The organism is Streptomyces sp. NPDC005775, from assembly GCF_042871565.1.
Classification (GTDB): domain Bacteria; phylum Actinomycetota; class Actinomycetes; order Streptomycetales; family Streptomycetaceae; genus Streptomyces.
The window spans coordinates 287,150-307,738 of sequence record NZ_JBIAIU010000002.1; the positions used below are offsets into that span (position 1 = coordinate 287,150).

Sequence of the window (20,589 nt, forward strand, 5' to 3'; positions counted from 1 at the left end):
CCCGGCCGCGCTCGGGGCGCCGGCCGTCCGGGCCGGTCGGTCAGCCAGGGGCCTCGGAAAAGCGGAACTCCATCAGGAAGTTCCCGGCTTCGCTCGACACCGGCCGGAAACCGGCCTTCTCCCAGGCGCGCACGGCCCGTACGTTCCCCCTCGCGGGATCGACCGTCACGCGCCGCCATCCGAGGTTCCCGCCCACGTGCGCAAGGAGCGCGCGAGCGGCGTCGGGCCCCAGGCCCCGGCCTCGCGCCTCCGGCCCCAGCACCATGTCGATGCCGCCTTCGGCGTCGTCGGCGTGCCAGTACTGTGCGTAGCCCACCGGTGTGCCCCGGGCCAGTACGAGGTAGGACTCCACCTGCGGCCGGCGCCGCCCGACGTACTTCTCGGCCACCTCGGCACGCGATAGGGGTACGCCACCCCAGTGCTCGACGAAGTCCGGGGACGTGAACCATCGGGCGAGCAGGTCCACGTCGTCCTCGGTCGTCGGGACGAGCCGGGTCAGCACTCCGTCGAGAACTACTCCGTCGGCCATCAGACGCTCTCCGATTCGACGTGGAAGCACAGCATGGAACGGTAGGGCATTCGCCCCGGCAGAGTGCCGGTGTTCGCGCACCGGGGGGTCACGGGAGGGCGGAACCTGGGGGCAGATCGTTTGGCGGAGTGTGTCGCGGGCACTTCGAGGACGCGAAGCGCGACGATCAGTTGCGGAGCGCGACCAGTTCTTACCCGAAGCGCGAGGTAGTGATGAGCGACCAGAACATGGCGGACGACGCCTACCAGCCCACCGGCGACAACGAGGAACAGGAGGACGCGGCGCCGCTGGACCTGCAGGACGCGGTGGACGAGCGTACCTACGACGACATGCTCGACGAGGGCTACTCCCCGCCGGAGCGACCGCTGGGAGTCACCAAGACCGGCACCACGGCGGCGGAACAGCACGAGGGCGAGTCGCTCGACGAGCGGCTCGCGCAGGAAGTGCCCGATACGGAACAGCCCGACGGTGACGGCGTCGGTGATGTGCCGGGCGGCGAGGGGGAACCCGTCGATCCGGAGGCCGGGGCGGGCCGCGCCGGCCGTCTGGTGGCCCCTGACGAAGGCGTGCGCCCGGACACCACCAAGGAAGTGGTGGCCTCGGATGCGGGCATTGACGGCGGCGCGGCGGGCGCTGAGGAAGCCGCGGTCCACATCGTGCGCGAGGAGGACCTTCCACCGGGCCCCGATGACCAGGGCTGATGACCAGGGCCGATGACCAGGACTGATGACCTGGACTGACACGGGCCCCGGGAGGCCGGACGGGCTGCCGGACGAGCTCGAAGGGGGGCGGATCAGGGGCGCGGAATCACCCGCCTCCGCGCCGGCGGGCTCCGCGGACTCGTCCGGTCCACGTCCTCTCGTGCACTGCCTCTCCCGAGACCACCCCGCGACGCCGGGCGGGAGCAACCGTTCGGCGCCCGACGTCGCAGCGGCCGCCCACGGCCGACTTCCGAGCCCACCACTCCCCGATGGAGGCGCCATGACCCCCGAAGAGTCCACCGGACAGTCCTACGATGAGCGAGGGGCCGTACCCCTCATGGGTTACGCCGTCATCGCCGCGACCTTCGCCGCCGCCACCGGGGCCTTCGCGGTGATCGCACGGCGACGCGGTGTCGTCCTGCCTGAGCGGATCCCGCCGTGGGACGTGGCGCTGCTCGGCGTGGCCACGTACAAGACGGCGCGTCTGCTGACCAAGGACAAGGTCACCAGTTTTCTCCGGGCGCCCTTCTCGCGTCGCTCGGAGGACACGACGGCGGGCGAGGTCATGGACGAGCCGCGGGGCAGCGGACTGCGGCTCGCGCTGGGCGACCTGGTGACGTGCCCGTTCTGTGCCGCTTCCTGGACGGCCTCCGGGCTCCTGGGGACCTACGTAGTGGCTCCGCGCGGTGCACGGCTCATCGGCACGGGCCTCACCGCCATGGCCATCGCCGACTGGTTGCAGTACGCCTGGGCCTGGACCCAGGAGAACGCCGAGGGCTGAGCGGACACGTACCGCCCGGCCCCGCCCCGGCAGCCTGTCCCAGCCGGCTCGGTGGGTGACGGAGCTCCGTGGGCGGGTCCGGCTCAGTTGCCGGAGTCGTCCTCGCCGGAGTCGTCGTCTCCTTCGGCCTGCGAGGGGGTGGTGCGCGGCGGCTCGGCCTGGCGGCGCCGCACCGACTCGCTCGGCTCGTCAGCGGTGTCGCGATCGCCTTCCGCCTGGGAAGGGGTGTCTTCACTCATCTGCCCTGCCTCCAGTCCTGGGGCGTGACGTCAAACTGCCGTCGTCGCCCGAAGGGCGGCCGCGCGGCCTCAGGCGCGTGCTCTCGGCGTGCCGGCCCCGGGCCCCTGTACTGGACGTACCGGGGTCTGGGGCCGGTGCGGCGAGAGTGCGTGCACGGCGTCGCTCGGCAGACGGCAGTTCGACGACAGACCCTAGGGGAGCCCGGATATCCGTCCGCTCCTCTCCCACTCTCCTGGGGCCCGGCTCCCCCGCAATCAGAGCGGCGCGAGCGCGGGACGGGGAGGATCGGCGCGGCCGGTCAGGACGCGGTGCGCTTCTTCGCCGGCGTCTTCCGGGCGGGGCTTCCCTTTTTGGCCGCTGTCTTCTTCGCTGCCGGCTTCTTCGCCGCGGTCTTCTTCGCCGCGGTCTTCTTCCTCGGCTTCATCTCGTGCACCGTGGCATCCCCGCCCTGCTCGCCACGGCCTTCCTTCGCCGCCTGGACCGATGCGTTGAGGGCCGCCATCAGGTCCATGACCTTCCCGGACTCCTGCTGCTGTCCGCCTTCGGCCGGTTCCGGGAGCACCTTGTCCTCGGCCTTCGCCTCGATGAGCTCTTCCAGCGCGTCGCGGTAGTGGTCCCGGAATTCGGTCATCCCATCGGTCGCCATGGTGTCGGTGAGCTGCACGGCCCGTTCGATCTCGTCGTCGTCCAGCTCGACCTCCTTCGGCGCGAGGGACTCCGGGCTACGGATCTCGTCCGGCCAGTGCATCGCATGCAGGACGATGGCTCCTTCGCGCACCCTCAGCAGCCCGAGCCGCTCACGGCCGTGCCACGCGAACTTCGCGACGGCCACCTTGGCTGAGCGCTCCAGTGCCTTGCGCAGCAAGGTGTAGGGCTTCTTCGCGACGTCGCCGCCGACTCCGAGGTAGTAGCTGTCCCCGATCCGGACCGGGTCGATGGTGTCGGCGTCGACGAAAGCGACGATCTCGATCGTCTTCGCGGTCGGCAGGGGCATCGCTTCGAGCTCTTGATCGGTGACGGTGACGACCTCGTCCTTCGTCACCTCGTATCCCTTGCCGATCTCTTCCTGCGGTACGGTCTCGCCGTCGATCGAGCAGATCTTGCGCGTACGGACCCTGCCCATGTCCTCCAGATGCACCTGGCGGAAATGGATCGAGTGGTCCTCCGTCGCGCTGATGATCTTGACAGGAATCGTGACCAGGCCAAAGCTGATGGCCCCGCTCCACAATGGCCGTGGCATACACACCTCCACCTCGCAGGTTCGCCCGCACTCCGATCCTTGGGCCGAAGCGGGCGGACCGCATCTGGATCACCGCAGGCCGCTGCGCGACAGCCGTCCCCCGGGGCTCTATGCGTCCTGTTCGTGCCGGGCTGTGGCTTCGGCGGCTGCGCGTCGGTCCTGTCGTTCGCGTTCGCGGCGGCTGTAGGCGGCCCGCCGTACGGTCTCCTCATCGGCGAGACCGGAGCCGAGGGAGCCGGCGAGCGTCCCCAGGCAGGCGGCCAGCCACGCCAGCGTCGCGTAGTCGGACAGCCCGACCTCGTGGTGGAGCGTACGGGAGAGGAAGCCGGCTGGAATGACGACGCAGGTGCCCAGGAAGGTGGCCGTGAACAGCAACAGGAACATGATCGCGACGCCGGTGGAGACGGTCAGCAGGGTCACCGCGTTGTACAGCGCGGAGAGACGGCGCGCCCGCGAGGTGGCCGGGCGCTCCCACAGGCCGTTGCTGAGCACCAGCCAGGCGATCATGGAGGCCGTGGAGAGCACGGTGACGAACGCCAGGCGGGCGATGCTGGAGGCGTCGGCCAGCTGCCAGATGCTGGAGTAGAACACGCCGAAGGCCGCCCCGGCCAGAGCGCCGGCCAGGGCGGGCGACAGGGACGGCACCAGGCGCCAGGGTCGGTTGGCGCGCACCATCCCGGCGAGCAGCCGGGCCTGGCCGCGTTTGCCGGACAGCGCGTAGTGCAGGCCGGAACCGTCGAGTTCCACGTTCGTCTCCACGAAGGGCCCGGTGCCTGCGGCATCGTCGTGCGGCTCGCGCTCGTCGACGGTGTGGAACCGGCGGGGAAGTGCGGCGCGCGGCTGGGCGTCGTACGGTTCGCTGTCGCCGGCCGGCTCCATCTCGGGAGCGAAGTGGGTGGTGATCAGGTGGACGAGGAGCTTCCGTGTCCTGCGCCGGATCGCGAACGCGCCCATCGCGGTCAGCGAGATCAGTCCCACGCCGTGCTCGGGGGCACAGTCGGCGAGGATCGGGCGGCCACCCACGCGGCGGGGAAGCTCGGTCAGCACGACCGCCGCGGTCCAGGAAGGGCGACGGTGTTCACGGGCGACCTCCAGGAGCCGCAGGTCACCCGCCGGGTCAAGTGGCAGCAGGCGGCGGACGACCTCCACCCGCCACGGCGCACCGGCCGAGCCGTCGCCGTCCGTGCACCGGGACAGGATCTCCGGCAGCTCGCTCGCCATCTTCCGCGCCACATCCTCCGCCTGGCCCGGTTCGGCTATCAGCCCGATCACGCGCTCGTCGGACCGGGCGCACGAGCTCGGCGGGGTGCACGCATCATCGTCGGTCATGCACCCACGTTCGCACGCCGCGGCTCCTCCCGGCCGACGCGTGGCCCGGCCCTCCGCCGCAACCGCCGCCCCCGCCTCCGCCGCCCGGGGTCGCCTCAGCGCCGACCGCCTCGCCCGCCGCCGCAGGGCGGGGCCCGACGGATCAGTCCGCCGTGGTGTCGGCCAGGATCAGATCGGTCACTGCCTTCAGGCCGCCTTCCACGAGTGCCCGGCGCTGGCGATCGGCGGGCGTCCCCTGCCGCAGCAGACGGTGTACGAGTGCGGAGAGTTCCCGGGTCTCACCTGCCGCGTCCAGCGCGGGCGTGATGTGCTCCATCAGCCGGGCGACCGCGTCACCGGCGCTGACACGCGTACCGGTGGCGGTGATCAGCTGCCCGCCCAGGCCGTACCGGGCAGCCTGCCATGTGGCCGCCTGGAGCACTTCCATGGGGCTGTGGAGCGTGGGCGTTCCCGCTTCGATCTCCTGGACGGCGGTGGTGACCAGCGCGCGCACGATGCCGGCGAACATGACCGCCTCGTCCGCCCGCAGCTGGACGTCGCAGCACCGCACTTCGACGGTCGGGTAGCGATCGGAGAGCCGGGCCTGCCAGTACAGCTGTGCCGTGTCGCGGATGATCCTGCTCCGCACCAGCGTCTCGATGCGCCTCGCTTCGTCCGCGGCGTCCGCGAAGTCGGGGGGCGGCCCGCTGACGGGCCAGCGGTCGAAGAGAACGGTGCGCCAACTGGCGAATCCCGTGTCATGCCCGTCCCAGAACGGCGAGTTCGCGGACATCGCGACGAGAACGGGGAGCCAGGGCCGCAGCCGGTTCAGGACGGCTACGCCCACTTCACGGCTCGGTACCGACGCGTGCACGTGCATGCCGTTGATCAGCTGCTCGGCCACCAACTGCGGGGCCTGTGACCGCAGGGCGCGAAAGCGTGCCAGTTCGGTCACGGGGGCGGACGAACCCCTGCGGGGCGGCGTGCCGCAGGCGGCGAGCCGGCACCCGTGGGCCTCGGCGGCGGCGTTGGCGGCGAGGCGAAGGCGCAACAGATGACCGCCGACCTCCTCCAGCCCTTCGCACACGGGCGTGGCCACCTCGATCTGCACCTGCAGGAGCTCGGGCTGCACTTCGCCCTCGCCGACGCTCACCGCCATTCCCGCGGCGGCTCTCACCTGCTCCCCCGCGGCGACCGGCAACCCGGTGACCGGGTCGAGCAGCACATACTCTTCTTCCACGCCGATGGTGACCGGTTCCATCGGGTCAGTGTCACTGGTCGCCCCACGGCATCGACGCAGGACACGAGGACACCGTGTGAGCGTCTCCTCCCCGCCCCTGCCGTATCTCAGCGGCCTCGTCGGTGGGCCCACGCCGCCGGCACCTGACCCGTCAGACCGGTGGCCCGGCTGTCGCGTCGGGTGAGCACCCCGTTCCCGGCTCCGACGGGACGGCGTTTCCCGGAGAACCGCAACACGCTGCTCGGCCGCGGCCCAGGAACGGGGTGTCCGGCAGCCGCCCCGCGACCTGCCGGACAGGTCCGCCGCCGGGCTTCCCCCGAGTGCACCGCTACAAAGCATGCGAAGCCGGGCACTGATGCGTAGACCCCCCTCTGATCAGGAGTAGTCCATGAGTGACGACAAGAATCCCCTTCAGTCGATGGTGGAGAAGGCGGCAAACGCCGTCCTCGGCAGCGACGGGCCGCAGGACGGCGTCCCGGGTGCGCCGAGCAGCGCCGCACCGTCCCTCGAGGAGCCGACGGAGCCGCGCGAGCCGCTGCCGCCCAAGCCCGACCAGACGGGGCCCGAGACGGTCAGCCCGACCGGCCAGCCCACCGGAGCGGGCCCCGGCCGCAACGCACAGAGCGGCGCCTACCTGACCACGGCACAGGGGGCACGGCTCTACGACACCGACCACTCACTCAAGGCGGGCCCGCGCGGGCCCGTCCTGCTCCAGGACCACCATCTCCGGGAGAAGATCACCCACTTCGACCACGAGCGCATCCCCGAGCGAGTGGTGCACGCGCGCGGTGCGGCCGCCCACGGCGTCTTCCGCGGGTACGGGGCCGCGGCCAAGATCTCGAAGGCCGCCTTCCTGGCCAAGGACGTGGAGACACCCGTCTTCGTAAGGTTCTCCACCGTGCTCGGTTCCCGCGGATCGGCGGACACCGTACGCGACACCCGCGGTTTCGCGACGAAGTTCTACACCGAGGAGGGCGTCTTCGACCTCGTCGGGAACAACATCCCGGTCTTCTTCATCCAGGACGCCATCAAGTTCCCCGACATCATCCACGCCGGCAAGCCGCACCCCGACCGGGAGATCCCGCAGGCCCAGAGCGCCCACGACACGTTCTGGGACTTCGTGACCCTGCACTCCGAGGCGACGCACCACACCCTGTGGAACATGTCGGACCGGGGCATCCCGCGCTCGTACCGCATGATGGAGGGCTTCGGCGTCCACACCTTCCGGCTCGTCGACACGGAGGGCGCCGCCACGCTGGTCAAGTTCCACTGGAAGCCGAAGCTCGGCATCCACTCCCAGGTGTGGGAAGAGGCCCAGATCACCAGTGGCGTGGACCCGGACTTCCACCGCAGGGACCTCGCCGACGCCATCGAGGCAGGCGCCTTCCCGCAATGGGAACTGGGCGTCCAGACCTTCCCGGACAACCCCGAGCAGATGTTCCGGGGCATCGACCTGCTGGACCCCACGAAGATCGTCCCGGAAGAGCTCGCACCGGTACAGCCGATCGGCCTGATGACCCTCAACGCCAATCCCTCGAACTTCTTCGCCGAGACCGAGCAGGTCGCCTTCCACGTCGGCAACATGGTGCCGGGCATCGACGTCACCAACGACCCGCTGCTCCAGGGCCGGCTCTTCAGCTACGTGGACACCCAGCTCACCCGCCTGGGCGGCCCGAACTTCCCGCAGCTGCCCATCAACCGGACCCACGCCCCGGTCAACGACATGCTGCGTGACGGCATGCACCAGACAGCGGTCCACCGGGGCGTGGCACCGTACCGCCCCAACTCCCTCGACGGCGGCTGCCCGTTCCAGGCGGGCGCCGACACCGGTGCGTTCGTCGAGGTGCCCACCGAGGTCGCCGCGAGCCGGAAGGTGCGCGAGGCCGCCGAGTCGTTCGACGACCACTTCAGCCAGCCCCGCCTCTTCTGGCTCAGCATGACGCCCGTGGAGCGCGACCACATCATCGCCGCGTACACCTTCGAGCTCGGCAAGTGCTACGAGCAGACGGTCAAGGAACGCGGTCTCAAGGTGCTTGCCCGGATCGACGGCGAGTTGTGCGCGCAGGTGGCGGCCGGGCTCGGCCTCCCCGCGCCCGAGGCCGACGGCGCCCTCGCCGACCCGGACCCCAGCCCCGCCCTCTCGCAGCTCGGGCAGGTCTGGCCGGTGGACGGCCGCGTCATCGGCATCGTCGCCGACAAGGACGCCGACCTCGCCGGTGTCCGCACGGTGTGCGCGGCGGTGCGGCAGGGCGGGATGGTGCCCCTGGTCATCGCCCCCGCCGGAGGCGTGCTCGACCCTGACGGCGACCCGATCACGGTGCAGCGCACCTTCGCGACGGCCCGCTCCGTCGAGTTCGACGCGGTCCTGCTCGCCGGCGCTCCCGGCTCCGGCGACGACGCCGTCGGCTCGCGTGACGCCAAGGCGGGCGGCGGACCCGGCCCGGCCGCCGATCCCCGGGTGCTGCTCCTGGTCAACGAGGCGTACCGGCACGGCAAGGCGATCGGCGCGTGGAACGACGGGGAGCAGGTCGTCACCGCGGCCGGCTGTGCTGTGAGCACCCCCGGCGTCGTCGCGGGCGGGGACGCCACTCAGGTGCTGGAGGAAATCACCACGCTGCTCGGCTCCCACCGGGTCTGGGAACGGTTCCCGACCACCGTCTGACCGCCCGCGGCCACCGTTTGACCACCTCTCCGGCCACCGTCTGACCGTCGGCGGCTCCGCCCCGCACGCCGGAGCGGAGCACGTCGGTGGGATGGTGCGCGCTCGGCCGCACACGCCGGCGTCCGTCAACTGCCGCGGGCGTGCTCCTCCTGTGCCGGGTCACGGCAGGCGGCCGAGGAGACGTTAGGAGAAGGCCGTCGCGGGTACCGATGTGCGGTCGGTGCGACGGGCGCCGTAGGTGCTGGCCGGGAGGTACGTATGGAGACTTCGGTTGACCGGATCGCGCAGCCGTGGGGCGGCCGTACTCCCTACGCCCGGGGGCAGGCGTGGCCGTCGCGGGTGGACACCCATCTGGCGACGGGTGTGGAGTCCGCTGATGTGGAGCGGTGGGTGCAGGCCGCCTCGATTCTGCATTCCGACGGTGACGCCATGGACATCGCGGTCAAGGACGGCCGGATGGTGGGGGTGCGCGGCCGGGCCGTGGACCGTGTCAACCGTGGCCGGCTGGGGCCGAAGGACGCGTTCGGCTGGCAGGCCAACGCCTCGTCGGACCGGCTGACCAAGCCGCTGATCCGTCGTGACGGGCAGCTGGTGGAAACGGACTGGGACACCGCGATGGCACTGGTGGCCGATCGTTCGCGCGAGCTGCTCCAGGAGCGCGGTCCCGGGTCGATCGGTTTCTACACCTCGGGCCAGTTGTTCCTGGAGGAGTACTACACGCTGGCGGTCGCGGCCCGGGCCGGTATCGGCACCAATCATCTGGACGGCAACACCCGTCTGTGTACGTCGACGGCGGCCGAGGCGCTCAAGGAGTCCTTCGGCTGCGACGGTCAGCCCGGTACGTACGACGACATCGACCACGCCGATGTGATCGCGCTGTTCGGTCATAATCTGGCCGAGACCCAGCCCGTGCAGTGGATGCGTATCCTCGACCGGCTGGAGGGAGGCGATCCGCCGCGTCTGGTGTGCGTGGATCCGCGGCCCACGCGGGTCGCTCGTGCGGCGGCCGTCCACCTCGCTCCACGGGCCGGGACCAACGTGGCGCTGCTCAACGCGCTCCTGCACGAGATCATCCGCACCGGCCACATCGACCACGGCTACATCGCGGCCCACGCCGTCGGCTTCGAGGAGCTGGCGAAGATGGTGGAGGACTGCACCCCCGAGTGGGCGTCGCGCATCTGCGACGTTCCCGCGGCGCGGATCGTGGAGGCCGCGGAGGTGCTCGGCACGGCGGACAGGCTGCTGTCCACCGTGCTGCAGGGTGTCTACCAGTCCCACCAGGCCACGGCCGCCGCGGTGCAGATCAACAACCTCCATCTGCTCCGCGGCATGCTGGGGCGGCCGGGTGCCGGCGTGCTGCAGATGAACGGTCAGCCCACCGCGCAGAACACCCGGGAGTGCGGCGCCAACGGCGACCTGCCGGGGTTCCGGAACTGGCAGAACGACGAGCAGGTGGCCGACCTCGCCGCGGTGTGGAACGTCGAACCCTCGACGATCCCGCACTACGCGCCGCCCACCCATGCCATGCAGATGTTCCGTTACGCGGAGCAGGGATCGATCCGGATGCTCTGGATCAGCGGCACCAATCCGGCTGTCTCCCTGCCCGAACTGTCGCGGATCCGTTCGATCCTGTCCCAGGAACGGCTGTTCGTCGTCGCCCAGGACCTGTTCCTCACGGAGACGGCACAGTTGGCGGACGTGGTCCTGCCGGCTGCGACGTGGGGTGAGAAGACCGGCACGTTCACGAACGCGGACCGCACCGTGCATCTGTCCGACAAGGCCGTCGAACCGCCGGGAGAGGCGAGGCCCGACCTCGACATCTTCCTCGACTACGCCCGGCGTATGGACTTCCGCGACAAGGACGGCGCCCCGCTGATCACCTGGCACGACCCGGAGTCCACGTTCGAGGCGTGGAAGCGTTGCAGCGCCGGCCGGCCCTGCGACTACACCGGCCTCACCTACGGCATGCTCCGGGGGGCCAGTGGCATCCAGTGGCCGTGCAACGAGCAGGCGCCGGAGGGAACCGACCGCCTGTACACCGACGGCATCGCCTGGGCGGATCCGGACGTGTGTGAAACGTATGGCAAGGACCTCGTGACCGGTGCGTCCGTCACCGCGGTCGAGTACCGCTCGCTCAACCCGGACGGCAAGGCGATGCTCAAAGCCGCCGAGTACCTCCCGCCGCACGAGGCGCCGAGCGACACGTATCCGTTCCAGCTGACGACCGGACGCACCCTCTACCACTTCCACACCCGCACCAAGACCGGCCGCGCGCCCCAGCTGAACGCCGCGGCGCCCGACGTGTGGGTGGAGATCTCCTCCTCCGACGCGGAAGCCCGGGGACTCGGCGAGGGCGATCTCGTGGAGGTCACCAGTCCGCGTGGCGCCCTGCGGGGGCGGCTGAGGATCACCGACATCCGGTCCGGCCTGTTGTTCGTCCCCTTCCACTACGGCTACTGGGACACGGCCTCCGGCTCGGGCCCGGACGGCCGGACCCCGCCGCGCGCCGCGAACGAGACGACCATCACCGACTGGGATCCGGTGTCCAAGCAGCCGCTGTTCAAGACGGCCGCTGCCGCCGTCACCCTCATCGAGAAGAGCTCGGGGCGCCCCGCTCCGGCGCCCACGACCACCGCGTCGGCGCCCTCCCGCCCGGGCGTCGTCCGGCCCACCGAGGGCGGCGCCACCGCCCAGGTCCTGGAGACGACCGGCACGCACGGGGACGAGACCGCAGGAGGCACACAGTGAACGGCATCACCCTCACCCTGCGTGCGCTGCACCACGGAGAGCGGCAACTGGCCAAGGACCTGGTCGTCGTCGCCGAACGCCACAGCACCGAGCACGAGGTCCACCACGTCGCCAAGGACCTGGTCACCTGGTCGAGCGTGGCCTGCGTCCGCCTCGCGGAGACGGCGGACCACTACGGCCTGGCTCTCGACGGCCCCGCGCACACGTCCGCATCCGGGTTCGCCCCGACGCTCCGTGAGAAGACCGCCGAATCCCTGGGTCACCGGCCGGAGCCAGGTCTCCTCCTGCTGATGGACCTACGGGACATCCACCTCGCGGCGGCGGGCAACTCCCTGTACTGGGAGATGCTCGCCCAAGCGGGACAGGCGGCGAAGGACGAGCGCCTGCTGGACCTGGCCACCGCCTGTCACCCCCAGACGCTGCGGCAGATGCGCTGGGCCAACACCATGATCAAGAACCTGTCCCCCCAGGTCCTCACGAGTCTGTGAGCAGAGCCGGACGGAGCCGTCCGCAGGGGGCCCGGCGCTCGCCGGGTCGCTGCTCCGGGCTCCGGCCGGCCGGGCGGGTCAGCGCAGTCCGGCGAAGAGGTCGTTCTCGGGCAGAGCCGCGCCGGTGGTGTCCTTGACGCGTACGAAGGTCTCCATGCCCATGAACTCGGCGAACCGCTCCTTGCCCATCTTGAGGAAGAAGATGTTCTCGCCCTGACTGGCGTGAGCGGCCAGCGAGTCGAACTTCTGACCGCTGAACGCGGTGGTGTCCACCCATGTGGTGATCTCGTCGTCCGGGAGGCCGATCTCGGCCAGCGCGGCGGCCTCCGCGGGGTCCGGCTCCGGCATGTCCTCCTGGAACTCGCGCATGGTCTCGCCGAACCGCTGCATCATCGAGCGGGGCATCGTCGTCCAGTACACCTTCGGCGTCAGGTCGGTCATCTCCAGCGCCGCCGTCGTGATGCGGTTGGCCTGGATGTGGTCGGGGTGGCCGTAGAAGCCGTTCTCGTCGTACGTGACGACCACGTCGGGCCGGTAGTGCCGCATGAGTTCCGCCAGTCGGGCGGCACCCTCCTCCACGGGGGTCTGCCAGAAGGACCCGGGGGCGTCGTTGCTCGGCCAGCCCATCATCCCGGAGTCGGCGTAGTCCAGCATCTCCAGGTCGCTGACCTTCAGGACCTCACAGCTCGCCTCAAGTTCCTGACGGCGCATCAGGGCGACGGCCGCCGCATCGTGCCCGGGGCCGCCCGGCTTGACGCCCCCCGGCCCGTCACCGCAACCGCCGTCGGTACATGTCACGAGAACGGTGCGAATACCTTCCGCCGCGTACCGCGCGAGGACCCCTCCCGTTCCGGTGGCCTCGTCATCGGGGTGGGCGTGTACTGCCATGAGCGTCAAGGGCCGGTCAGTCATGTAACAGTCCTCCTGCGGACATACGTCTTGGTCGAAGCGCGCGGCGGGCGTACCGCGATCCCGGGGCCGGAGCCACGGCGGGGCGGAGGACCCTGCGGTCTCCGTGTTCCCGGCCCGTACGGCGCCGGTCCCCGGTCGATGCAACCGCGCGGGCCGGACCGGGTGTTCCCGGCGTGACCTGTCACACACTTCCGCCGGATCTTCCCCCGCCCGCGCCCGGTTCACGAGAGGGGGCGGCCGCCATGCGCCGGCGGATCAACTCCCGTAACTCCTGGCCAGGGTGCGTACGGTCGCGGCGATGCGGTCGCGCAGTTCGGCCGGGGCCAGGACCTCGATGTCGGTGCCCATGCGCAGGAACTCCCCGTGGGCGTGGTCGATCGACTCGATGGGCACCCGGGCCTCCGCCCATCCGTCACTCACGGGTGCCACGCCGAGACGCCGCGCGCCCTCCGGGGTGAGCCGCACCAGGGCTTCCCCGGTGTGCAGCCGGGCCCGGAAGCCGGCCAGGTAGGTGTTCCAGTACCCGGCCAGGTCGAAACCGTCCGGCACGACGAACTCCTCCAGCGGCCGGAAGCCGAGGATCCGGTCGACCCGGTAGGTGCGGATCCCGGACGGCCCGCCCGCCACCACGTACCAGCGGCCCGCCTTGAGCACGAGCCCGTACGGCTCCACACGCCGCTCGATCTCCTCCGGCGCCCGCCACCTCCGATACCTCAGCAGCGCCGCCCGCCGCGCCCACACGGCGGCGGCGACCGGGGCCAGGTGGGGCGAGCGGTCCGCGTCGCCGTACCAGCCGGGGGCGTCGAGCAGGAACCGTTCCTGAATGCGCCCGGCGTGGGCGCGCAGCTCCGCCGGGAGTGCCGCCCGCAGCTTCAGCTGGGCCGCGGCGAGCGCCTCGCCGAGGCCGAGCTCGGCGGCGGTGCCGGGGAGCGCGGCAAGGAAGGCAGCCTGTGCCTCGTCCGTGGTGAGTCCGGTGAGCCTGGTCCGGTAACCGTCGACCAGTCGGTAGCCACCCGCGTGCCCAGCGGCGCCGTACAGCGGGATTCCGGCGGCCGCGAGCGCCTCGACGTCCCGGTAGACCGTGCGGACGGAGACCTCCAGCTCCTCGGCCAGTTGTTGGGCCGTCATCCGGCCGCGGTTCTGCAGCAGCAGAAGCAGAGTGACCAGTCGGCTCGCGCGCATGCCGCTCAGTATCCACTGACAGGAGGTGTCAGTGGAGTACTCATAGCCTGGGGCGCATGAGCATCGTCGAACTCCGGCAGTACACCCTGCGCCCCGGAGCCCGGGAGACGCTGATCGAGCTGTTCGAGCGCGCGTTCGTGACCGGGCAGCAGTCGGCGGGCATCGGCGTCGGAGGCCGGTTCCGCGACCTGGACGACCCGGACCGCTTCGTCTGGCTGCGCACGTTCCCCGACATGCGGCACCGCCGGCACGCGCTGGAGGCCTTCTACACCGGCCCGGTCTGGCGGAAGCACCGCGCCGAGGCCAACGCCACCATGACCGACAGCGACGACGTCCTGCTGCTGCGCGGCCCAGGCTTCACAACGGAGCCCGGCGCCCGTGAGGTGGCCGCGACCGTCTGCCATCCGTCGGACGCGGCTTCCTTCGACGCGTACGCCGCCCGGCATCTGAGCCCGGGCCACGCACTGCACCGCACCGAGCACGCCGAGAACGACTATCCCCTCCTTCCCGTCCGCTCCGGGGAGGATGTGCGGGTCTGGTTCGGCCCGGCGGAGCCACCACCGTGGCCGGTCCGGCGGCTGCGGCTGGAACCGGTGACGGGTGGGCCGGCCCCGCGCTCCGGCCGGAGCGCCAGGACTTGAGGAGTGTCTTGTCGGCGCGGCGTCCGTACCTGCCCTTCAGGTGAAAAACCACAGGCGCCGCCCGTGCGCGCAGGGGATCATCGGGCATGCACCCCGATATCTGGCACGTCACCGACGAGGTCGACCGTTTCCTCGCCCGCGCGGGCGACTTCCTGCACTCACGCCCCGCACTGCACACCCTCCCCCTGACGGTGACCGAGGCGCTGCGTACGCGCGGACCGCACGCGTACGGCCCCGAGGCCCCCGTCTTCGGCATCCTCGAGAGAGCGGGCGAGGTCCGTGCGACCTACTTCCGCACCCCGCCGCGCCCCCTGAACCTCACTCCTCTCACGCCTGACGAGTCCGACGGGCTCGCCGCTCATCTGGCCGCCCTCGGCCATCGCCTCCCGGCCGTCAGCGCGGACCGCGAGACCGCCGCCTCCTTCGCCGAGGCCTGGCAACGGCACACCGGCGCGACCGCGGACCTCCATGAGCGCCAGCGGTTGTACCGCCTCGGCACACTCACCGCGCCGCAACCGCGCCCCGAGGGCCGGAGCCGGATCGCGGGGGCGCGGGACCGCGAGCAACTCATCCGCTGGCACGACGATTTCGTCGCCTCCATCGGTTCCGGCCATGGGTCCGACGCCGGCTCCTGGGCCGACGCACGCATCGCCGGGGGGCGCATCACCTTGTGGGTGACTCCGGACGGCACCCCGGTCTCCATGGCGGGCGTGTCCCCGGTGGTCGCCGGGCAGGCCAGGGTGGCCCCCGTCTACACCCCCGCGCACCTGCGCGGCCGTGGCTACGCGGGCGCGGCGACGGTCGAGGCCGGCCGGGCCGCGGTGGCGGCGGGTGCGGCGGAGGTGCTGCTGTTCACCGACCTGGCCAACCCCACGAGCAACGGCCTGTACCAGCGGATCGGATACCGCCCGGTGGCGGACTTCGCGGTGTACGACTTCCCGTCCGCGCCGGCTCCATCCTGAACGCTGTCCCGCCTGTCGAAGAACTGATCGATTACGTATCTGCGCGACACTCGCTCCTGCGCACATTATGTACCGAATTGCACTATATTTTCGCTCGATGGAGGTACGGGGCACTGGCGTTCACCCCACCGAACCCGTCAACGAGCCAGTGGCACCCGCAGGTCGTCCGACGCATCCCGGCGCACAGACGAGGGAAGTCATGAGCCAAGCAGAGACCAGCACGGCGGCCCCGGCCCCCGCCGACCGGCCGGCGGCGAAGCTGACCCTGGTGACGCTGACCGCGATGGTGGTCGGTTCGATGGTCGGGGCCGGGGTCTTCTCGCTGCCGCGCCGCTTCGCGCAGGAGACCGGGGTGGCCGGGGCGCTGATCGCGTGGGCGATCGCGGGGACGGGCATGCTGATGCTCGCCTTCGTCTTCCAGACGCTGGCCGTGCGGCGGCCCGACCTGGACGCCGGTGTGTACGCGTACGCCAAGGCCGGATTCGGCGAGTACCTCGGGTTCTTCTCGGCGTTCGGCTACTGGGCGAGTGCCTGCGTCGGCAACGTCACGTACTGGGTGCTGATCATGTCGACGATCGGCGCGATCTGGCCCGCGCTCGGTGACGGCGACACCTTCCTCGCCGTCGTCCTCTCCTCGGTCGGGCTGTGGGCGTTCTTCCTGCTGATCCGACGCGGCGTCAAGGAGGCGGCGGCGATCAACAGGATCGTGACCGTGGCGAAGGTCGTGCCGATCCTGGTGTTCGTCGTCCTCGCGCTGTTCTACCTCGACACGGACGTCTTCGTGGACAACTGGGGCGGGGCAGACTACGCGGGCTCGCTGTTCAACCAGGTCCGCGGGACGATGCTGGCCACGGTCTTCGTCTTCCTCGGGGTCGAGGGCGCCAGCGTCTACTCCCGGCACGCCAAGCGACGCGAGGACGTCGGCCGGGCCACGGTCCTCGGGTTCCTCAGTGTGTTCGCGGTCTTCGCCTCCGTCACCATCGTGTCCTACGGCATCATGCCGATGGCCGAGATCGCCGAGCTGCGCCAGCCGTCCATGGCGGGCGTGCTGGAGCACGCCGTCGGCACCTGGGGCAAGGTCTTCGTCAGCGTCGGTCTGATCGTGTCGGTGCTCGGCGCCTATCTCGCCTGGACGCTGATGGCCGCGGAGGTGCTCTTCGTCGCCGCCAAGGACAAGGACATGCCCCGGTTCCTGGGCCGCGCCACCTCCGAGGACGTGCCGGTCCCCGCACTGCTCATGACCACCGCGCTGAGCCAGGTCGTGCTGGTCGTCACGATGTTCTCCGACGACGCGTTCAACTTCGCGCTCGACCTGACCAGCTCGCTGAGCCTGATCCCGTTCCTGCTCGCCGCCGGGTTCGCCGTGAAGATCTGCTTCGGCCCGGGCCGTGCGGCGAGCTCCGGGCACAGCAGCCGCCCGGAACTCGTGACCGCCGTCGTCGCCACGCTGTACACGGCGTTCCTGCTGTACGCCGCCGGGCTGAAGTTCGTCCTCGTCTCCTTCATCCTCTACGCGCCCGCGACGTTCCTGTTCGTCAAGGCCAGGCGCGAGCAGAACCGGCGTCCGTTCTCCCCCCGCGAGGCCCTCATCTGCGCCGTCTCGGTCGCCGGTGCCGTGCTGGGCGTGATCGCCCTGGCGGTGGGCTGGATCGAGCTGTGACCCGTACCCGACCCGTGCCGTACCCGATCGAAAGGCGCACTGCGATGAGTCCCGACACCCCTGCCGGACCGGCCCTCGGCGTTCACTCCGAGGTCGGCAGGCTCCGCAAGGTCCTGGTGTGCGCGCCCGGCCTCGCCCATCGCCGGCTCACCCCGACCAACTCCGGCCACCTGCTCTTCGACGACGTCATGTGGGTGGAGAACGCCCAGCGCGATCACGCGGACTTCGTCCAGCAGTTGACCGCCCGCGGGGTCGACGTCGTCGAGCTGCACGATCTGCTCGCCCGGACCATGGACATCCCCGCGGCCAGGAGCTGGCTCCTGGACCGCAAGATCGTCGCCAACGAGGTCGGCCTCGGGCTCGTCGACGACACACGGGCGTTCCTGGACGCCCTCGACTCCCGGCAGCTCGCCGAGTACCTGATCGGCGGCCTGTCGACCACCGACCTGCCGGCCGGCTTCCGCTCCGGTTACGTGGCGCTGGCGCGCGAGGCGACCGGGGCACGGGAGTACCTGATGCCCCCGCTCCCCAACACCCTGTACACCCGCGACACCACCTGCTGGCTCTACGGCGGTGTGACGCTCAACCCGTTGTACTGGCCCGCCCGGCACGGGGAGACCCTGCTGATGAAGGCGGTCTACACCTTCCACCCCGACTTCAAGGACAGCACGGTGTGGTGGGGCGACCCCGAACAGGACTGGGGACAGGCCACGTTCGAGGGCGGCGACATCATGCCCGTCGGCAACGGGGTCGTCCTCATGGGCATGAGCGAACGCACTTCCCGCCAGGCCATCACCCAGGTCGCCGCCTCCCTGTTCAGGAACGGCGCGGCCGAGCAGGTCATCGTCGCGGGGATGCCCAGGCTCCGCTCCGCGATGCACCTCGACACGGTGTTCACCTTCGCCGACCGCGACCTCGTCACCCTCTATCCCAAGATCATGGACGCCGTGCACACCTTCTCCCTGCGCCCGGGCGACAAGGGCTCGGGCGTGGAGATCACCGATGAGGGGCCGACGCCGTTCGTCGACGTCGTGGCCAAGGGCCTCGGGCTGCCCCGCCTGCGGGTCGTCGAGACGGGCGGCGACGTGTACGCCTCCGAGCGGCAGCAGTGGGACAGCGGCAACAACGCCGTCGCCCTGCGGCCCGGCGTCGTCTTCACCTACGACCGCAACACCCAGACCAACGCGCTGCTGCGCGAGGCGGGGGTCGAGGTCATCACGATCGTCGGCGCCGAGCTCGGGCGCGGACGCGGTGGCGGCCACTGCATGACCTGCCCGCTGATCCGCGAGCCGGTCGACTTCTGATCGCACCACACCCGACGGCCCACCACGTCGGCCCGCCGCGAGGGGCCCGCCGGCCCGGCGGTCAGGGGGTCGCGGCGGAGACGACGTACACGACCGGCGCCATGGGGTCCGTCATGTCGACGGTGATGTCCTGGGTGGGACGCGGGTCCTCGTTGGTGTGCGTGGTGCCCGCCCACGCGACGCCCTCGCCGAAGTACCAGCCCGCGATGTCCGTGTCGCGCTCGCCGACGGTGACCTTGCCGGTCTCCAGGGCGGCGCGGCCGGTGCCCACCTGGGTCAGGAACCGGTCGAGGCCGTTGGACGACGTGCGGAACTGCACGTACATCCGGCTCGCCTTCCAGTTGTTGGTCTCGTAGTACTGGACCTCCTTGGCGTCCCCGGGGATCGGCACCTCGAAGATCCGGCGGAGCATCCGTGACGGCCAGCCCTCGCGCAGGCCCTGCGCCGCCGCCTCGGCCGCCTTGTCCTGCCCCGAGCGGCGGCTCTGCCCTGCGGAGATCAGCAGATAGCCGGCCGGGACGCCGATGAGCAGCACGATGATGGTCGCCGTGATCAGGCGCCGGCGGATCGTCCGGCGCCGCTCCTCGGGCGTCGGCCCCTCGCCGGGCGGCGGGGACTGGCGCGGCACGACGGGGTGCTCGGCTGCGGTCATGGGTGTGGGGATCCCTAGGAAGTGCGGGTGTTGCGCGTGTTACGGATGGTGCTGGCGGCCTGATCGTAGATCTGGGCGTACCGCTCGTACCGCTCGACGCGTCGGCGGTTGGTCCGCCGGAAGCGGCGGGCCACCAGCCTGGCGAGGTCGGCCGCGCCGACCATACCCGCCTCGGGGCCGAGCTGCGCCTTCGCGATCCGGGCCTCGGGGCGGTAGCCGCGGCCGGTGAGGTGCCGTTTGAAGGCGTCCCTGGCCGGTCCGATCAGCAGGTCGTCGGCGGCGCTGACCCCGCCTCCGATGACGAAGCAGGAGGGGTCGAGCGCGGCGGCGAGATTCGCGATGCCGACGCCGAGCCACTGGCCGATGTCCTGGAGAAGTTCGATGCACATCGCATCGCCCTCGCGGGCCAGTTCGGTGATGAGCGGTCCGGTGATGTCGGGGATGTTGCCCTTGACCCGCTCGATGAGCCCGTGGGCCACCGGGGAGTCGGCGGCGGCCAGTTCCCTGGCCTCCCGGACGAGGGCGTTCCCGGAGCTGTACTGCTCCCAGCAGCCGCGGTTGCCGCAGGGGCAGCGGTGGCCTCCGGGCACGACCTGCATGTGGCCGAACTCACCGGCGACGCCGTACTTGCCGCGCTTGACCTGACCGTCCTCCAGGATCGCGCCGCCGATGCCGGTGCCGAGGGTGATCATGACGAGGTGGTCCTCGCCGCGGCCGGCGCCGAAGCGCCATTCGGCCCAGGCGGCCGTGTTGGCGTCGTTGTCGACCATGACGGGGACGACGAGCCGGGAGGCGATGGCGTCGCGCAGGGGTTCGTCACGCCAGGCCAGGTGCGGGGCGAACAGGACCTTGGAGCGGTCCGCGTCGACCCAGCCGGCCGCGCCGATGCCCACCGCGTGGACGTCGTGGCGGTCCGAGAGGTCCAGCACCAGCTCGACGATGGTGTCTTCGACGACCTTGGGGCTCTTGGACTTGTCGGGCGTCTCGGTGCGCAGGGTCTCCAGGATGTTGCCGTCGGCGTCGACGACGCCGGCCATCACCTTCGTCCCCCCGATGTCGATGCCGACCGTGGGCACCCGCGGCGCGGTGAGGTGCGAGCGCCGCTCCCTGGTGCCGACGGTCCGCAGGACGGTGGCGCGGGCGGAGCCGCGGTGGGTGAAGTCGCGGTACGTGCTCATCGTCCCTGCGGGGTCTGGGGGGCCGGTCGGTCGTGCTTCCGGCGGCGGACGGTGCCCGCCGGAGTCGATTCTGCCATTGCCGGCCCGGGTCCGTACGGCGACCGGCCTGCGACCGGGCGCCCGGCCTGCCCGGGGGCCGGGCGACTCGGGCGCCCGGGAGC

At 71.1% G+C, this 20,589-nt stretch carries 18 protein-coding genes; 9 read left to right on the forward strand and 9 right to left on the reverse strand.

Going from position 1 to position 20,589, the window contains the following annotated elements; genetic code table 11:
• Positions 1–40 precede the first annotated feature (40 nt).
• On the reverse strand, positions 41–529 hold the full coding sequence (locus ACFYPA_RS04875) for a GNAT family N-acetyltransferase (RefSeq protein WP_359083876.1): 489 nt from the start codon (positions 527–529) through the stop codon (positions 41–43).
• Positions 530–741: 212 nt separating this feature from the next.
• Here ACFYPA_RS04875 and ACFYPA_RS04880 point away from each other — a divergent pair, with 212 nt between their 5' ends.
• Both ACFYPA_RS04880 and ACFYPA_RS04885 read left to right on the forward strand, forming a co-directional pair.
• Entirely contained in the window at positions 742–1,230 is a 489-nt protein-coding gene (locus ACFYPA_RS04880; protein ID WP_359083874.1) for a DUF5709 domain-containing protein, read from the forward strand.
• Positions 1,231–1,510: 280 nt separating this feature from the next.
• Positions 1,511–2,011, forward strand: coding sequence for a DUF1360 domain-containing protein (locus tag ACFYPA_RS04885; protein ID WP_359319051.1), 501 nt, complete (start codon positions 1,511–1,513; stop codon positions 2,009–2,011).
• An 83-nt stretch (positions 2,012–2,094) separates the two neighbouring features.
• On the opposite strand, the gene ACFYPA_RS04890 is transcribed toward ACFYPA_RS04885, so the two are convergent.
• The 4 genes from ACFYPA_RS04890 to ACFYPA_RS04905 form a co-directional block, all read right to left on the reverse strand.
• Complete coding sequence (locus ACFYPA_RS04890) at positions 2,095–2,250, reverse strand: hypothetical protein (RefSeq protein ID WP_359319053.1); 156 nt, start codon at positions 2,248–2,250, stop codon at positions 2,095–2,097.
• Positions 2,251–2,549: 299 nt separating this feature from the next.
• The gene (locus ACFYPA_RS04895; protein WP_359319055.1) at positions 2,550–3,491 is read right to left on the reverse strand and encodes a Ku protein; all 942 of its coding nucleotides are present in this window, start codon (positions 3,489–3,491) and stop codon (positions 2,550–2,552) included.
• Between the two features lie 108 nt (positions 3,492–3,599).
• A complete protein-coding gene (locus ACFYPA_RS04900; protein ID WP_389129525.1) occupies positions 3,600–4,820 on the reverse strand; it encodes a hypothetical protein in 1,221 nt (406 codons plus the stop codon).
• A 142-nt stretch (positions 4,821–4,962) separates the two neighbouring features.
• On the reverse strand, positions 4,963–6,060 hold the full coding sequence (locus tag ACFYPA_RS04905; protein ID WP_389129528.1) for a glutamate--cysteine ligase: 1,098 nt from the start codon (positions 6,058–6,060) through the stop codon (positions 4,963–4,965).
• 367 nt (positions 6,061–6,427) lie between these two features.
• Between ACFYPA_RS04905 and ACFYPA_RS04910 the strand changes: the two genes are divergently transcribed.
• The 3 genes from ACFYPA_RS04910 (at position 6,428) to ACFYPA_RS04920 (ending at position 11,937) form a co-directional block, all read left to right on the forward strand.
• Positions 6,428–8,701 carry a catalase gene (locus tag ACFYPA_RS04910; RefSeq protein ID WP_359354264.1) on the forward strand — a complete coding sequence of 758 codons (2,274 nt, stop codon included), beginning with the start codon at positions 6,428–6,430 and terminating at the stop codon, positions 8,699–8,701.
• 258 nt (positions 8,702–8,959) lie between these two features.
• Complete coding sequence (locus ACFYPA_RS04915; RefSeq protein ID WP_389129531.1) at positions 8,960–11,449, forward strand: molybdopterin oxidoreductase family protein; 2,490 nt, start codon at positions 8,960–8,962, stop codon at positions 11,447–11,449.
• Complete coding sequence (locus ACFYPA_RS04920; RefSeq protein ID WP_389129533.1) at positions 11,446–11,937, forward strand: hypothetical protein; 492 nt, start codon at positions 11,446–11,448, stop codon at positions 11,935–11,937. Before ACFYPA_RS04915 ends, ACFYPA_RS04920 begins: the two co-directional genes overlap by 4 nt.
• Positions 11,938–12,015: 78 nt before the next feature.
• On the opposite strand, the gene ACFYPA_RS04925 is transcribed toward ACFYPA_RS04920, so the two are convergent.
• Entirely contained in the window at positions 12,016–12,849 is an 834-nt protein-coding gene (locus tag ACFYPA_RS04925) for a PIG-L family deacetylase (RefSeq protein WP_359319065.1), read from the reverse strand.
• Positions 12,850–13,104: 255 nt separating this feature from the next.
• Complete coding sequence (locus ACFYPA_RS04930) at positions 13,105–14,031, reverse strand: helix-turn-helix transcriptional regulator (protein WP_389129536.1); 927 nt, start codon at positions 14,029–14,031, stop codon at positions 13,105–13,107.
• Between the two features lie 56 nt (positions 14,032–14,087).
• On the opposite strand from ACFYPA_RS04930, the gene ACFYPA_RS04935 reads away from it, so the two are divergent.
• The 4 genes from ACFYPA_RS04935 to ACFYPA_RS04950 all read left to right on the forward strand — a co-directional run bounded on the left by ACFYPA_RS04935 (position 14,088) and on the right by ACFYPA_RS04950 (position 18,598).
• Entirely contained in the window at positions 14,088–14,672 is a 585-nt protein-coding gene (locus ACFYPA_RS04935) for an NIPSNAP family protein (RefSeq protein WP_389129539.1), read from the forward strand.
• Between the two features lie 86 nt (positions 14,673–14,758).
• Positions 14,759–15,634 carry a GNAT family N-acetyltransferase gene (locus ACFYPA_RS04940; RefSeq protein ID WP_359082027.1) on the forward strand — a complete coding sequence of 292 codons (876 nt, stop codon included), beginning with the start codon at positions 14,759–14,761 and terminating at the stop codon, positions 15,632–15,634.
• A gap of 199 nt (positions 15,635–15,833) precedes the next feature.
• Positions 15,834–17,294, forward strand: a complete 1,461-nt coding sequence (locus ACFYPA_RS04945) for a basic amino acid/polyamine antiporter (protein WP_359319071.1) — start codon at positions 15,834–15,836, stop codon at positions 17,292–17,294.
• A gap of 44 nt (positions 17,295–17,338) precedes the next feature.
• Entirely contained in the window at positions 17,339–18,598 is a 1,260-nt protein-coding gene (locus ACFYPA_RS04950; RefSeq protein ID WP_389129542.1) for an arginine deiminase, read from the forward strand.
• 61 nt (positions 18,599–18,659) lie between these two features.
• On the opposite strand, the gene ACFYPA_RS04955 is transcribed toward ACFYPA_RS04950, so the two are convergent.
• Complete coding sequence (locus ACFYPA_RS04955; RefSeq protein WP_359082024.1) at positions 18,660–19,250, reverse strand: hypothetical protein; 591 nt, start codon at positions 19,248–19,250, stop codon at positions 18,660–18,662.
• A 14-nt stretch (positions 19,251–19,264) separates the two neighbouring features.
• Positions 19,265–20,428, reverse strand: coding sequence for an ROK family glucokinase (locus tag ACFYPA_RS04960; protein WP_123463723.1), 1,164 nt, complete (start codon positions 20,426–20,428; stop codon positions 19,265–19,267).
• Positions 20,429–20,589: the final 161 nt, after the last annotated feature.

What these genes read in the sequence shown, in the direction of transcription:
- ACFYPA_RS04930 (WP_389129536.1), bottom strand. Translation starts at nt 14,031, where the DNA reads ATGCGCGCGAGCCGACTGGTCACTCTGCTTCTGCTGCTGCAGAACCGC.
- ACFYPA_RS04925 (WP_359319065.1), bottom strand. Translation starts at nt 12,849, where the DNA reads ATGACTGACCGGCCCTTGACGCTCATGGCAGTACACGCCCACCCCGAT.
- ACFYPA_RS04960 (WP_123463723.1), bottom strand. Translation starts at nt 20,428, where the DNA reads ATGAGCACGTACCGCGACTTCACCCACCGCGGCTCCGCCCGCGCCACC.
- ACFYPA_RS04945 (WP_359319071.1), top strand. Translation starts at nt 15,834, where the DNA reads ATGAGCCAAGCAGAGACCAGCACGGCGGCCCCGGCCCCCGCCGACCGG.
- ACFYPA_RS04940 (WP_359082027.1), top strand. Translation starts at nt 14,759, where the DNA reads ATGCACCCCGATATCTGGCACGTCACCGACGAGGTCGACCGTTTCCTC.
- ACFYPA_RS04890 (WP_359319053.1), bottom strand. Translation starts at nt 2,250, where the DNA reads ATGAGTGAAGACACCCCTTCCCAGGCGGAAGGCGATCGCGACACCGCT.
- ACFYPA_RS04875 (WP_359083876.1), bottom strand. Translation starts at nt 529, where the DNA reads ATGGCCGACGGAGTAGTTCTCGACGGAGTGCTGACCCGGCTCGTCCCG.
- ACFYPA_RS04950 (WP_389129542.1), top strand. Translation starts at nt 17,339, where the DNA reads ATGAGTCCCGACACCCCTGCCGGACCGGCCCTCGGCGTTCACTCCGAG.
- ACFYPA_RS04915 (WP_389129531.1), top strand. Translation starts at nt 8,960, where the DNA reads ATGGAGACTTCGGTTGACCGGATCGCGCAGCCGTGGGGCGGCCGTACT.
- ACFYPA_RS04880 (WP_359083874.1), top strand. Translation starts at nt 742, where the DNA reads ATGAGCGACCAGAACATGGCGGACGACGCCTACCAGCCCACCGGCGAC.
- ACFYPA_RS04935 (WP_389129539.1), top strand. Translation starts at nt 14,088, where the DNA reads ATGAGCATCGTCGAACTCCGGCAGTACACCCTGCGCCCCGGAGCCCGG.
- ACFYPA_RS04895 (WP_359319055.1), bottom strand. Translation starts at nt 3,491, where the DNA reads ATGCCACGGCCATTGTGGAGCGGGGCCATCAGCTTTGGCCTGGTCACG.
- ACFYPA_RS04900 (WP_389129525.1), bottom strand. Translation starts at nt 4,820, where the DNA reads ATGACCGACGATGATGCGTGCACCCCGCCGAGCTCGTGCGCCCGGTCC.
- ACFYPA_RS04905 (WP_389129528.1), bottom strand. Translation starts at nt 6,060, where the DNA reads ATGGAACCGGTCACCATCGGCGTGGAAGAAGAGTATGTGCTGCTCGAC.
- ACFYPA_RS04910 (WP_359354264.1), top strand. Translation starts at nt 6,428, where the DNA reads ATGAGTGACGACAAGAATCCCCTTCAGTCGATGGTGGAGAAGGCGGCA.
- ACFYPA_RS04955 (WP_359082024.1), bottom strand. Translation starts at nt 19,250, where the DNA reads ATGACCGCAGCCGAGCACCCCGTCGTGCCGCGCCAGTCCCCGCCGCCC.
- ACFYPA_RS04885 (WP_359319051.1), top strand. Translation starts at nt 1,511, where the DNA reads ATGACCCCCGAAGAGTCCACCGGACAGTCCTACGATGAGCGAGGGGCC.